Origin of the sequence: Nocardioides seonyuensis (genome assembly GCF_004683965.1) — a bacterium.
Classification (GTDB): domain Bacteria; phylum Actinomycetota; class Actinomycetes; order Propionibacteriales; family Nocardioidaceae; genus Nocardioides; species Nocardioides seonyuensis.
In genome coordinates this window covers 796549-809501 of sequence record NZ_CP038436.1, presented here as the reverse complement: position 1 = coordinate 809501, position 12953 = coordinate 796549, and the positions used below count along the sequence as shown (strand labels likewise).

Below are 12953 nucleotides of genomic sequence, written 5' to 3'. Positions count from 1 at the left end.
ACCGGCAGGCGAGGACCGACCTACAGCTCCCGGACCACCCGTGCCGGCGAGCCGACGGCGACGACGCCGGCGGGGAGGTCCCGCGTGACGACGGACCCCGCCCCCACGACCGTGTCGGCACCGATCGTGACGCCGGGGCACACGATCACCCCGCCGCCGAGCCACACGTTGTCACCGATGGTGATGGGCTCGGCAGCCTCCCACTTGTCCCGGCGAGGGCCGGGCTCCAAGGGGTGAGTGGCGGTGAGGAGCTGCACGTTCGGGCCGATCTGGACGTCTTCGCCGATCGTCACCCGGGCGACGTCGAGGACGACGAGGCCGAAGTTGGCGAAGGATCGCGCTCCGAAGGACGTCTGGTAGCCGTAGTCGCAACGGAACGGCGGACGGATCTCGGCGCCGTCGCCGTAGTGCCCGAGCAGCTCGGTGAACAGCCCGCGCACGAGGTCGCGGTCGTTCGGGTGGGCGGTGTTGATGCGGTGGCACAGGTCCATGGCGCGGGCGGAGTCGGCAGCGATCGCCGGGTCGTCGGCGATGTAGAGGTCGCCGGTGAGCATCCGCTCCCGCATGGGGCGCCGGTCGGACTCGTCGGGGACGGTCACTTCACTCCTCGGCGCCGGAGTCGGCCGGATGCAGCAGGGCGCGGAACAACCGGCAGGTCTCCTCGATCGCCTGCTGGGCGGCCACGGAGTGCTGTCCCATGTCGACGAACCCGTGGATGAGGCCGTCGAACTCCTCGACCAGGACCGGCACCTCGGCGGCGGCGAGGGCTTCGGCGTAGGCCGTGCCCTCGTCACGCAGCGGGTCGAACTGGGCGACCACGACGACCGCGGGCGCGACGCCGGCGAGGTCGCCACGCAGCGGCGAGAGGCGCGGCTGGGCGGGGTCGGTCTCGGCGCCGAGGTAGTTGACGGCGAACCAGGTCATGGTCGGCATGTCGAGGAAGTAGCCCTCGGCGTTCTCGGTGCGCGAGGGCAGCTCGGCGAGCATGTCGGTGCCGGGGTAGATCAGCAGCTGGGCGTCCAGTCGTTCTCCCGCATCGCGCCGCTCCTGGGCGACCACCGCCGACAGGTTGCCACCCGCGCTGTCGCCGGCGACGGCGAGCACGTCGGACCCGCCCAGCTCGGCGGTGTGGTCGGCGGCCCAGCGCGTGGCCGCGAGGGCGTCCTCCACCGCCGCCGGGAACGGGTGCTCAGGAGCGAGCCGGTAGTCCACCGACAGGACCACGGCGTCGCACAGGGAGGCGATCGTGCGGCAGGTGAGGTCGTGGGTGTCGAGGTCGCCGATCACCCAGCCGCCCCCGTGGAAGAACACCACCGTCGGCAGGTCGCCGGCACGGGGACGGTAGATCCGCGCCGGCCGTTCGCCGTCGCCGCCCGGCACCGTGGCCTCGGTGACGGACTCCAGCTGTGGGACGCGGGAGTGGTCGCGGAAGTCGACCGTCATCGCCCGGAACATGGCTCTTGCCTCGTCGGGGGTGACCTCGTGCATGCGGGGCGCGCCACTGCCCTGGACCAGGGCGAGGAGCCCTGCCAGCTGGGGGTCGAGGCGGGGATCGAGCTCGCTCATGCGGTGGGCTCCGGGATCGGGTCGAGGGCGGCATGGTCATCGATGCCCGCGGCGAGGACCGACAGGTGGTCGCCGTCACCGAGGAAGCGCTCGAGCACGGTGAGGCGGGCGGTGATGTTGCCGACGAGGTACTCCGCAGTCATCGCGATGCCGCCGTGCAGCTGGATCGCGTCCTGCCCGATGTGGCGGGCGGCCTTGCCGACGTGCAGGCCGGCGCGCGCGGCCGCCTCGCGGGTCGCAGCGGCGTCGCCCGTCGCGTGCACCATCGAGGCCCACAATGCCGTGCTGCGGGCGAGCTCGAGGGAGACGTACATGTCCGCAGCCCTGAAGTTCAGGGCCTGGAAGGTGTTGAGCGTGACCCCGAACTGCTTGCGGCTCTTGAGGTAGTCGGTGGTGGCCGAGAGGGCCACCTCCATCCCGCCGAGCATCTCGTGGCACGCGGCGATGCGAGCACCCGCCAGGGCCTGCTCCAGCAGGGGAGCCCCGTCGGTCTCCGGGTCGCCGAGCGCCACGGCGGTGGTGTCCTCGAACGAGATCCGCGCCGCGCGCCCCCCGTCGTACGACGAGTAGCCGGCGCGCGTGGCGGCGTCGCCCTCGACGAGGAACAGCCCGAGGCTGCCGTCGGGCCGCGTCGCGCTCACCACGACCTGGTCGGCCCGAGCGCCGTGGACGACCGGCTCCTTGACGCCCGACAAGGTCCAGGAGTCGCCCGAGGGGGTGGCGGTGACCGGGTCTCCCGGCTCGAGGTGGGCAAGGGCCAGCACCCGCTCGCCGGAGGCGAGGGAGCCCAGGACCTCGGTGCGCTGCTCCGGGGTGCCCGCCAGTGCGACGAGGCCTCCGGCCAGCACGACCGAGGAGAGGAAGGGCTCGGGGGCGATCACCCGGCCGAGCTCGGTGGCGACGATCGCCACCTCGACGGGACCGGCGCCCATGCCGCCGTCGTCCTCGGAGAACGGCAGCCCGAGGACACCCATCTCGGCGAGCTCGCCCCACAGGCTCTCGTCGAAGCCGGGGTCCTCGGCCACCTGCCGGCGGCGTTGCTCGAAGTCGGAGTACTTCCTCGCCAGGAGGCCGCGCACGGCGTCGCGGAGGGCGATCTGCTCGTCGTCGTAGGTGAAGTCCATGGTGATCTCCTCACAGTCCCAGGATCGTGCGGGCGATGATCTGGCGCTGGATCTCGTTCGACCCGCCGTAGATCGAGGCCTTGCGGAGGTTGAGATAGGTCGGGGCGGCCCGGCGCGCCCACCCGGGGGCGTCGGTCCCACCGGCGTCCGGGTCGGCGCCGGAGGCCAGCGACTGCGGCCCGGCGAGGTCGAGCAGCAGCTCGCTCGCCGCCTGCTGCAGCTCGGTGCCCCGGAGCTTGAGCACGGAGCTGGCCGGGTGGGGCGCCCCGCCGGCGGAGTGGGCGACCACACGGAGGGTGGTCAGCTCGAGCGCGAGCAGCTCGTTCTCGAGGTCGGCGATGCGGGCGCGCAGGAGCGGGTCGGCCAGCCTGTCCCCGCCAACCTGCTTGGCCCTGACCAGCATCCGCTTCACGGACCCGACCGGGGCCACGCCCACACGCTCGTTGCCGAGCAGGAACTTGGCCATCGTCCAGCCCTGGTTGACCTCGCCGACAAGGTTCTCGCCCGGGACGCGCACGTCGGTGAACCACACCTCGTTGACCTCGTGGCCGCCGTCGATGAGCTGGATGGGGCGCACCTCCACGCCCGGGGAGGTCATGTCGATCAGCAGCATCGAGATGCCGAGCTGCTTCTTGGCCTCGGGGTCGGTGCGGACGAGGGTGAAGATCCAGTCGCCGTGCTGGCCGAGCGTGGTCCAGGTCTTCTGCCCGTTGACCACCCAGTCGTCGCCGTCGCGCACGGCCGTGGTGCGCAGGCCCGCCAGGTCGGAGCCGGCGTCGGGCTCGGAGAAGCCCTGGGACCACCAGATGTCGAGGTTGGCGGTCGGCGGGAGGAACCGCTCCTTGACCTCCTGGGAGCCGAAGTGGGCGATCACCGGCCCGATCATGCTGGTGTTGAAGGGGAGCGGCAGGGGGACACCCGCAGCCTGCATCTCCTCGTGCCACAGGTGCCGCTGCAGCTGGCTCCAGTCGCGGCCACCCCACTCGACCGGCCACCCGGGCACGGCGAGCCCGCCGGCGTTGAGGGCGCGCTGGCTCTCGACGACCTGCTCCTTGCTGAGCTCGCGGCCGTCGAGGACCGCAGTGCGGATCTCCTCGGGGACCTGGGTGGTGAAGAACTCCCGCATCTCCTTGCGGAAGGCCTGGTCCTCTGCTGACAGCTCGAGCCGCATGCTCGCCCCTCTCGTCCGGTGTGAGGACATCATGGCCGGTGGGACAACCCTTCGTGGCATCTGGATATCGGCGTGCCCGGATCTTGGTCAGGGCGCACAATGACGCCATGGGTCACGTGGACGTCGCAGGGGTGCGCTACGAGCTGCCGGACGGCCGGGTGCTGCTGGACGAGGTGTCCTTCCGCGTCGGGGACGGTCAGAAGGTCGCCCTCGTCGGGGCCAACGGGGCCGGGAAGACGACGCTGCTGCGCATCGTCACCGGTGACCTCAAGCCGCACGCCGGCGTCGTCACGCGCTCCGGCGGACTCGGCGTGATGCGGCAGTTCGTCGGGCACGGGGGAGCCGACGAGACGGTCGAGGAGCTCCTCCTCAGCGTCGCCCCCGCCGCTGTGCGCGCGGCGGCCCAGGAGGTCGCCGCCGCCGAGCTGGCGCTGATGGAGACCGACGACGAGAAGACCCAGATGTCGTACGCCGAGGCGCTCTCGCAGTACGGCGACGCAGGCGGCTACGACCTCGAGGTGACCTGGGACGTGGTCACGACGGCGGCGATGGGCATGCCCTTCGACCGTGTCCGGAACCGGTCGCTGCGCACCCTCTCCGGCGGTGAGCAGAAGCGCCTGGTCCTGGAGTACCTCCTGCGCGGCCTCGACGAGGTCCTGCTGCTCGACGAGCCCGACAACTACCTCGACGTGCCCGGCAAGATCTGGCTTGAGCAGCGGATCCGCGAGTCGGCCAAGACGATCCTGTTCATCAGCCACGACCGCGAGCTCCTCAACAACACCGCGACGCGCATCGTCACCGTGGAGCTGGGCTCGGATGGCAACCGGGTGTGGACCCACCCGGGGGACTTCGCGTCCTACCACGAGGCGCGCACCGACCGCTTCGCCCGCTTCGAGGAGCTGCGCCGGCGCTGGGACGAGGAGCACGCCAAGATCAAGGCGCTGGTCCTGCGGCTCAAGATCAAGTCGGAGTACAACGACGGGATGTCCTCGCAGTACCGCGCCGCCCAGACGAGGCTGCGCAAGTTCGAGGAGGCCGGGCCGCCGATCGAGCAACCTCGTGAGCAGCAGGTCACCATGCGGCTCAAGGGCGGTCGCACGGGCAAGCGCGCCGTCGTGTGCGAGGACCTCGAGCTGACCGGGCTGATGAAGTCGTTCGACCTGGAGGTCTGGTACGGCGAGCGGGTCGCCGTGCTCGGCTCCAACGGGTCGGGCAAGTCGCACTTCCTCAGGCTGCTCGCGGCTGGTGGCTCCGACCCCGACGTCGAGCACCGGCCCGTCGGTGAGCCCCCGGCTCCCGTGCCGCACACCGGGCGGGCGCGGCTAGGGGCCCGCGTGCGACCGGGATGGTTCGTGCAGACGCACGAGCACCCCGAGCTCGTCGGGCGCACGCTGCTGGAGATCCTGCACCGCGGCGACGGCTCCCCGGACGGGCGCCGGGGGATGGGCCAGGAGCAGGCCGCCCGCGTGCTCGACCGCTACGAGCTCGCGCACGCCGGCGAGCAGGTCTTCGAGTCCCTCAGCGGCGGCCAGCAGGCCCGCTTCCAGATCCTGCTGCTCGAGCTGTCCGGCGCCACGTTGCTGCTCCTCGACGAGCCGACCGACAACCTCGACGTGCAGTCCGCCGAGGCGCTCGAGGCCGGGCTCGAGGCCTTCGAGGGCACGGTGCTGGCCGTCACCCACGACCGGTGGTTCGCCCGCGGCTTCGACCGTTTCCTCGTCTACGGCGCCGACGGCGAGGTCTACGAGGCCCCCGAGCCGGTGTGGGACGAGGGGCGCGTCGTCAGGGCGCGCTGAGCGCCAGGGCGAGCGCCTGCTCCGCCATCGGCAGTGCGGCGGCACGGTCCTCGGGCACCAGGCCGACCCGCACGCGGCGGTCGAGCAGGTCGTCGACGTCGGCGGCGCCCTCGTGGGTCACCCCGAAGACGAGCTCGGCCAGGGTGATCCCCTGGGGGCCGGGGGCCAACAGCTCGGCGTCGGTCATCCCGGTGGCTTCTCGTGCGGTGTCGAGGACCAGGTGCGCCTCGGTGCCGAAGCGTCGGACGAGCCGCGCGGGGGCCTCCAGCCTGGCAAGCTCCTCGCGCGGGGCGGCTCCCAGCAGCGGCAGTCGCCGGGTCGGGGTCGGACGGGTGGTCAGTCCGGTCGCGTCGACGGCGTCCTCGGCCATCTGGCGGTAGGTCGTGAGCTTGCCCCCCACGACGGTCACGACGCCGCTGGCGGAGCGGAGGACCGCGTGGCGTCGCGACAGGTCGGCGGTGGACCCCTCGGACTCCAGCAGTGGCCTCAGGCCGGCGAAGGCTCCCACCACGTCCGAACGGCGCAGCGGCTTCTCCAGCGCGGCGCTGACCACGTCGAGGAGGAAACCGATCTCGCTCTCCGTCGGCTGCGGCACGTCGGGGACGGTGCCGTCGGTGGGCTCGTCGGTCAGTCCGACGTAGATCGTGCCGTCGGGCTGGGGGACCGCGAACACGAACCGGCTGGCGCTGCCCGGCACTGGGACGGTCAGCACGCCGATCAGTCCCGGGACCGACTCGGCGCGCAGGACGACGTGGGTGCCGCGGCTGGGCCGCAACCGGATGCCGTCCACGAGCGTGTCGGCCCACACGCCGGTCGCGTTGACGACCGCGCGGGCGGCGACGGTGAACGTCTCGCCGGTCAGCTGGTCGCGCAGCGTCGCGCCGGTGCCGTGGACCTCGGTGACGCGGGCGCGCGTGCGGACATCGGCGCCGTACGACGCCGCGGTCCGGGCCAGGCAGGTCACGAGACGGGCGTCGTCCTCGAGCTGGCCGTCCCAGGTGACCAGCCCGCCGCGCAGGCCGGAGGCGCGCAGGGCCGGTGCCAGGCGCAGTGCCTCGGTGCGGGAGACGCGACGCGGCCGGGGGAGGGTCTCTCGCGACGTGCGCGCCCCCAGGCGCAGCAGGTCGCCCGCGCGGAACCCCAGCGACGACATCGTCGCCTGCTGCCGGGAGACGCTTGCCATCAGGGGCAGCAGCCAGGGGAGCGAGCGAGTGAGGTGGGGGGCGGTGTGCTCCATCAGGATGCCGCGCTCGACGGCGCTCTCGTGGGCGATGCCGACCTGCAGGGAGGCGAGGTAGCGCAGGCCGCCGTGGACCAGCTTGCTCGACCACCGGGAGGTGCCGAAGGCGACGTCGTGGGCGTCGACGGCGAGCACCGACAGCCCGCGCGCGGCTGCGTCCAGCGCGACGCCCGTGCCGGTGACGCCCAGGCCGATGACGAGGAGGTCGAAGTCAGTGGGTGTCCCTGCGAGTCCCGCACGGATCCGGGCGTCGGCGCCGCCGGTGCTGGGAGTGGGTGGCCGGGTCATGGCGTGAGGAACCTCGTGATCATCTCGACCAGGTCGGCGTCGAGGTCGTCGCTGCCCACCTCGTCATCGGTCATGGTCTGGTGGGACAGGGCGAAGCCATGGGCGGCCAGGACCATCGACCGTGCCAGTCGCGGGGGGTCGCCGGCCCGGACCTCGCCGTCTGCCTGGGCGGTGGCGATCGCGTCGGCGAGCAGCTCGATGACGGCCGACTGGGACCGGCCGCGCCGCTCGAGCAGGTAGGGGAGGAGAAGCTCGGGGTCAACGTCGACGATGCGATGGAAGAGGGGGTTGGCGCGCAGGGCTCGCACGGCGGCCAGGACACGCGCGGCGATGCGCTCGGCCGCCGGCAGGCCGGGTGCGTGGTCCTCGAGCTCGGCGAGCATCTGGAGCCACTCGCGCGTCATCAGGTCGCCGAGGAGGCCGGTCATGTCGGGGTAGGTGCGGTAGACCGTCATCCTCGAGACGCCGGCGCGGCGGGCCACGTCGGTCAGCGTCGTACGCCGCCATCCCACCGACAGGATCGAGTCGCGGGCTGCGTCGAGCAGCCGGTCCTCGGTCGTGGTGTTACGGATGGACGTCATATGTCACACTGTAACCCATGACCCTCGAGATGCATCCACAGCGCTGGGGCGACCCGGCCCACGCGGCGCCCCTGCCTGCGTCCACGCACGCTCTGGTCGACGCGTTCCTCGGGACCCGCGACACGCCCGCCAGCGACGGGGCGACCCTGCCCGAGCCCGGCCTGTCCGCCGACCTCCTGGACTCGCTCGAGAGCCTTCTCGGGGCGGGCGCCGTGCTTGCGGACGACGAGACCCGACGGCTGCGCACCCGCGGGAAGTCCACTCCCGACCTGCTGCTCGCGCGCGCCGGCGACCTCGGCGACGCCCCGGACGTCGTCGTACGACCTCGGACGCACGAGGAGGTGGCGGCCGTCCTCGGCTGGGCTGTCGAGCACCACGTGGCCGTCGTCCCGTTCGGCGGCGGCACCTGCGTCACCGGGGGCCTTGCCGCGGTCCGCGACGGGTTCGCCGGCCTCGTGTCGCTCGACCTGGTGCGGATGGACAGGCTGCTGGACGTCGACCAGGTCTCGATGACCGCCACCTTCCAGCCCGGGGTCCGCGGACCGGCCGCGGAGGCCATGCTCGCCGAGCACGGCCTCACCCTCAGCCACTTCCCGCAGTCGTTCGAGTTCGCCTCGATCGGCGGCTTCGCGGCCACCCGCTCGAGCGGGCAGTCCTCCGCAGGGTTCGGCCGGTTCGACGAGATGGTCGTCGGGCTCCGCGTGGCGACCCCGGTCGGCGAGCTGGTGACGGGGTCCTCGCCCGCCAATGCGGCGGGCCCCGACCTGCGGCAGGTCGTCCTCGGGTCCGAGGGAACCCTGGGCGTCATCACCGAGGTCACGGTGCGCGTGCGCGAGCTGGCGCCTGAGAAGGCCTACGAGGCGTGGGCCTTCGACTCATTCGCCGCAGGCGCCGATGCGATGCGCCACCTCGTCCAGCACGACCTGCGGCCGACCGTGCTGAGACTCTCCGACGAGACCGAGACGATGGTCAACCTGGCCAGCCAGAGCGAGGTCGGTGGGGAGGGGATCAGCGGTGCCCTGATGATCGTCGGCTACGAGACCCCCGGGGCACTCCGGCGCCGCGAGACCGTCACGGCGGCGCTCGGGGAGCTCGGTGCGAAGCCCCTCGGTGAGGAGCGCGGCGCCGCGTGGGCCCGGGGGCGTTTCCACGCGCCCTACCTGCGTGACTCCATGCTCGACGTCGGGGTGCTGGTCGAGACGCTGGAGACGGCGACCTTCTGGTCCCGCCGCCAGGCGCTGTACGACGCTGTGAGGGCCGCGCTCGAGTCGCACCTGCCCGGTGCGCTCGTGATGTGCCACATCTCCCACGTCTACGAGACCGGCTGCTCGCTCTACTTCACCGTGGCAGCCCGGCAGGGCGACGATCCGATCGCCCAGTGGCACGCCGCCAAGTCGGCGGCCTCCGACGCCATGGTCGGCTCGGGGGCGACGATCACCCACCACCACGCGGTGGGCACGGACCACCGGCCCTGGCTGGCCCGCGAGATCGGGGAGGTGGGGGTGGCGATGCTGCGCGGGCTCAAGGGCGCGGTGGACCCCACCGGCATCCTCAACCCGGGGGTGCTGATCCCGTGAGCCGTGCCTTCTCGTTCCTGGTCAACCCGATCTCGGGCGGCGGCGCCGCGCCCCAGGCTGTCGTGCCCGTGGCCCGGCTGCTCCGCGACGCCGGGTCGGTCGTCGAGGTCACCTACTCACCCGGTCCGCAGCAGTGTGCGGCGCTGGTCGCTGCGGCCGTCGACCGCGGCGACGTGGTCGTGTCCGTCGGCGGGGACGGGATGCTCTCGTCCGTCGCCGGCCACGTCTCCGACCGGGGTGGCACCCTCGGCATCGTCCCCGCCGGCCGCGGCAACGACTTCGCGCGCATGCTGGGGATCCCCGGTGACGTGGAGTCGATCGCGCGGATCCTCCTCGACAGCGAGCCCGTGAAGGTCGACCTGATCAGCTTCACCCTCGGGGACGCGCCGCGGCGGCTGGTGGCGGGGTCGGTCTACACCGGAGTCGACGCGGCCACCGCCCAGCTGGTCGACCGGGTGCGCTGGATGCCACGCCGGCTCCAGTACCCCTACGCGGCGGTGAGGTCGCTGGCGTCGTACACCCCGGTGCGTGCACGTGTGGTCGTCGACGGCGACGCCCACGACGTCGTCGCGGCGACCGTCGTCGTCGCCAACTCCGCCTACTACGGCTCCGGCATGAAGATCGCGCCGCCGGCCTCGGTCACCGACGGCTTCCTCGACGTCGTGGTGATCACCGCTGCCTCGCGGCGCGCGATGATCCGTGCGATGCCCAAGGTCTACGACGGCTCACACGTCGAGCTCGACGAGGTCATGCTGCTGCGCGGCCGCGTCGTGGAGATCTCCGGCACGCCCAGCGCGCCGATGGGTGCTGACGGAGAGCCGCTGGGCCACCTGCCCCCGGGTGGGACGACCGAGGCGGTCGCCCGGATCGAGGCCATGCCCGGGGTGCTCACCGTCCTGGCTCCCTGACCGCGCCGCCTACCTGCTGACGTGAGCAACCAGGGCCCGCCTGGCTCAGCTCGAGCTGTCGGCGTCGGAGTCGAGCGTCACGTCGGCGGTCATCTCCTCGCCACTGCGCTGCCACGTCACGGTGACCTCGTCACCGGGGCGGTAGGAGCGGATTGTGGCCACCAGGGAGTCGGCTCCGGAGATGTGCCGGTCGTCGACCTTGGTGATGACGTCCCCGGGACGCAGCCCGGAGTCCTCCGCGGTCGATCCCGGCGTCACCTCGGTGACCTTCGCGCCCGGGACCTCGGGGTCGTCGGAGCCGGTGATGCGGATCCCGAACTGCGCGTGGGTGGGCGTCTCGCCCGCGGCCATCTGGTCCACGATCGGCATCACCTCGTCGATCGGGATAGCGAAGCCCAGGCCGATCGAGCCGGCGCCACCGCCCCCGAACGGGGACTGTGAGGGGGCGGTGCGGATGGAGGAGTTGATGCCCACGACGGCACCGGTCATGTCGACGAGCGGGCCGCCGGAGTTGCCTGGGTTGATCGCCGCGTCGGTCTGGATCGCGGGGTAGGTCGTGGAGCTGCCCGACTCGTCGGCACCCACGCTGACGGGCCGGTCGAGGGCGCTCACGATCCCGCTGGTGACGGTGGCGTCGAGCCCGAAGGGCGACCCGATGGCGACGACGCCCTGTCCGACGTCGAGGTTGGCGGACTTGCCGATCGTCGCGGCGTCGAGGCCGTCCACTCCTTCGGCCTTGATCACGGCCGTGTCGGTCAGCGGGTCGGTGCCCAGGACCTCGGCATCGGCGGCGGAGCCGTCGCTGAACGAGACCCGCAGGGAGCCGGACTCCCCGACGCCCGCGACGACGTGCTCGTTGGTCAGGATGGTTCCGTCCGAGGTGAGGATGATGCCCGAGCCGGAACCCGACCCCTGGGGGCCGGCCACGTCGATCTTGACCACGCTGGGCAGGACCTTGCCCGCAACGTCCTCGATCGAGCCCTCCTCGGCCGGCGGGTCGCCCTGGTCGACCACGGAGGCGGTCGACGTCTGGGTCGTCGACGCCGGTGCCGTGTCGTCCTGGATGGCGTCCCACGCTGCCGCACCACAGAGGCCGGCGCCCGCGCCCACGACGAGCGAGGTCGCCACGACCGCCGCGGCCAGCCCGCGTCGGCGCGGCGGGCGCGGCGGCTCAGGGGAGGCCGGTGGGCCGTAGGGATATCCGAACGGGGGGCCTGGGTTCGTGGTCGTGTTGCTCATGCCTCCACTGTGCGAGGCGTCCCTGTGTGCTCCCTGAGAGAGAACTTGGGCAAGGTGAAGAAGGTGGCCCCGACTCCCGTCAGGCCCAGCGCTCCTCGGCCGGGGTGAAGGTCAGCTCGCGGGGCCCGGTGTAGATCTGCTTGGGCCGGGCGATCTTCTGCTCCTTGTCCTGGACCAGCTCGAGCCACTGGGCCAGCCAGCCCGGCGTGCGGCCGATGGCGAACAGCACGGTGAACATCTCGGGCGGGAACTGGAAGGCCTCGTAGATCAGCCCGGAGTAGAAGTCGACGTTGGGGTAGAGCTTGCGGTTGACGAAGTACTCCGTCCTCCAGCGCGATCTTCTCCAGCTCCTTGGCGATGTCGAGGAGCGGGTTGGTGCCGGTCACCTCGAAGACGTCCTCGGCGGACTTCTTGATGATCTTCGCGCGCGGGTCGTAGTTCTTGTAGACCCGGTGGCCGAAGCCCATGAGCTTCTCGTTGCCGTCCTTGACCCCCTCGATGAAGGAGGGGATGTTCTCCTTGGTGCCGATGCGGCGCAGCATCCGCAGCACCGCCTCGTTGGCGCCGCCGTGCAGCGGGCCGAACAGCGCGCCGATGCCCGCCGAGACGGCCGAGTAGGGGTCCACCTGCGTGGAGCCCACCGACCGGACGGCGTTGGTGGAGGCGTTCTGCTCGTGGTCGGCGTGCAGGATGAAGAGCACGTCGAGGGCCTTGACCAGGCGCTCGTCGGCGGCGAACTTCTTCTCGCTCATCCGGAACAGCATCGAGAGGAAGTTGGCGGTGTAGCTCAGGTCGTTGTCGGGGTAGATGAACGGCTTGCCCTGCGCGTGGCGGAAGGACCAGGCACCCAGGGTCGGCATCTTCGCGATCATGCGGACGATCTGCATGTGGCGGTTGTCGGCGTCGGTGATGTTCCGGGCGTCGGGGTAGAACGTCGACAGGGCGCCCACCGAGGCCATCAGCATGCCCATGGGGTGGGCGTCGTAGCGGAAGCCGTGCATGAAGCCCTTGACGTTCTCGTGGACGAACGTGTGGTAGGTGATCTCGTGCACCCAGGCGTCGTGCTGCTCCTTGGTCGGCAGGTCGCCGTGGATGAGCAGGTAGGCGACCTCGAGGAAGCTCGACTTCTCGGCGAGCTGCTCGATCGGGTAGCCGCGGTACTCGAGGATCCCCTTGTCGCCGTCGATGTAGGTCACTGCCGACCTGCACGAGGCGGTGTTGACGAATCCGGGGTCGTAGGTGGCGAGGCCAGGGGCGTCGTCGGCCACCTTGATCTGTCCCAGGTCCTTGGCCGCGATCGTGTTGTCGGTGATCGCGATGTCGTACTGCTGGCCGGTCCGGTTGTCGCGGACGGTCAGTGAGTCGGAGTTGGCCGCTACGTCGGTCACGTCGGCTCCTGCCTTGAGGTCATCGGGTCTCCCTCCAACCTATCCGCGTGACCCCTCACGCGCGAACCCGAGTCC

General features: G+C 71.7%; 10 protein-coding genes and 1 pseudogene. 3 read left to right on the top strand and 8 right to left on the bottom strand.

Translation table 11 applies throughout. The features are described 5' to 3' along the window. Positions 1–20: 20 nt before the first annotated feature. Genes EXE58_RS03950 through EXE58_RS03935 form a run of 4 tightly spaced genes read right to left on the bottom strand, consistent with a single transcriptional unit; the run spans position 21 to position 3861 of the window. Positions 21–599 carry a sugar O-acetyltransferase gene (locus tag EXE58_RS03950; RefSeq protein WP_279638261.1) on the bottom strand — a complete coding sequence of 193 codons (579 nt, stop codon included), beginning with the start codon at positions 597–599 and terminating at the stop codon, positions 21–23. Between the two features lies 1 nt (position 600). Then, positions 601–1566, bottom strand: a complete 966-nt coding sequence (locus EXE58_RS03945; RefSeq protein ID WP_135266672.1) for an alpha/beta hydrolase — start codon at positions 1564–1566, stop codon at positions 601–603. Beyond that, positions 1563–2690 carry an acyl-CoA dehydrogenase family protein gene (locus tag EXE58_RS03940; protein ID WP_135266671.1) on the bottom strand — a complete coding sequence of 376 codons (1128 nt, stop codon included), beginning with the start codon at positions 2688–2690 and terminating at the stop codon, positions 1563–1565. Before EXE58_RS03940 ends, EXE58_RS03945 begins: the two co-directional genes overlap by 4 nt. Positions 2691–2700: 10 nt before the next feature. After that, positions 2701–3861, bottom strand: a complete 1161-nt coding sequence (locus EXE58_RS03935) for an acyl-CoA dehydrogenase family protein (RefSeq protein ID WP_135266670.1) — start codon at positions 3859–3861, stop codon at positions 2701–2703. A 107-nt stretch (positions 3862–3968) separates the two neighbouring features. Between EXE58_RS03935 and EXE58_RS03930 the strand changes: the two genes are divergently transcribed. Continuing rightward, positions 3969–5657: an ABC-F family ATP-binding cassette domain-containing protein gene (locus EXE58_RS03930; RefSeq protein ID WP_135266669.1), complete on the top strand. Its 1689-nt coding sequence runs from the start codon at positions 3969–3971 to the stop codon at positions 5655–5657. Here the strand turns inward: EXE58_RS03930 and EXE58_RS03925 are convergent. After that, positions 5644–7185 (bottom strand): glycerol-3-phosphate dehydrogenase/oxidase, encoded by a 1542-nt coding sequence (locus tag EXE58_RS03925; RefSeq protein WP_135266668.1) that lies wholly within the window; start codon positions 7183–7185, stop codon positions 5644–5646. The genes EXE58_RS03930 and EXE58_RS03925 overlap by 14 nt on opposite strands. Further along, positions 7182–7766: a TetR/AcrR family transcriptional regulator gene (locus EXE58_RS03920; RefSeq protein WP_135266667.1), complete on the bottom strand. Its 585-nt coding sequence runs from the start codon at positions 7764–7766 to the stop codon at positions 7182–7184. Before EXE58_RS03920 ends, EXE58_RS03925 begins: the two co-directional genes overlap by 4 nt. Before the next feature lie 17 nt (positions 7767–7783). Here EXE58_RS03920 and EXE58_RS03915 point away from each other — a divergent pair, with 17 nt between their 5' ends. Next, positions 7784–9343 (top strand): FAD-binding oxidoreductase, encoded by a 1560-nt coding sequence (locus EXE58_RS03915; RefSeq protein ID WP_135266666.1) that lies wholly within the window; start codon positions 7784–7786, stop codon positions 9341–9343. Beyond that, complete coding sequence (locus tag EXE58_RS03910; protein WP_135266665.1) at positions 9340–10251, top strand: diacylglycerol/lipid kinase family protein; 912 nt, start codon at positions 9340–9342, stop codon at positions 10249–10251. Before EXE58_RS03915 ends, EXE58_RS03910 begins: the two co-directional genes overlap by 4 nt. Positions 10252–10296: 45 nt before the next feature. Here the strand turns inward: EXE58_RS03910 and EXE58_RS03905 are convergent, their stop codons facing one another. Both EXE58_RS03905 and EXE58_RS20445 read right to left on the bottom strand, forming a co-directional pair. Beyond that, on the bottom strand, positions 10297–11490 hold the full coding sequence (locus tag EXE58_RS03905; RefSeq protein WP_135266664.1) for a S1C family serine protease: 1194 nt from the start codon (positions 11488–11490) through the stop codon (positions 10297–10299). A gap of 79 nt (positions 11491–11569) precedes the next feature. Beyond that, positions 11570–12878: pseudogene (locus EXE58_RS20445) on the bottom strand (citrate synthase). Positions 12879–12953 lie beyond the last annotated feature (75 nt).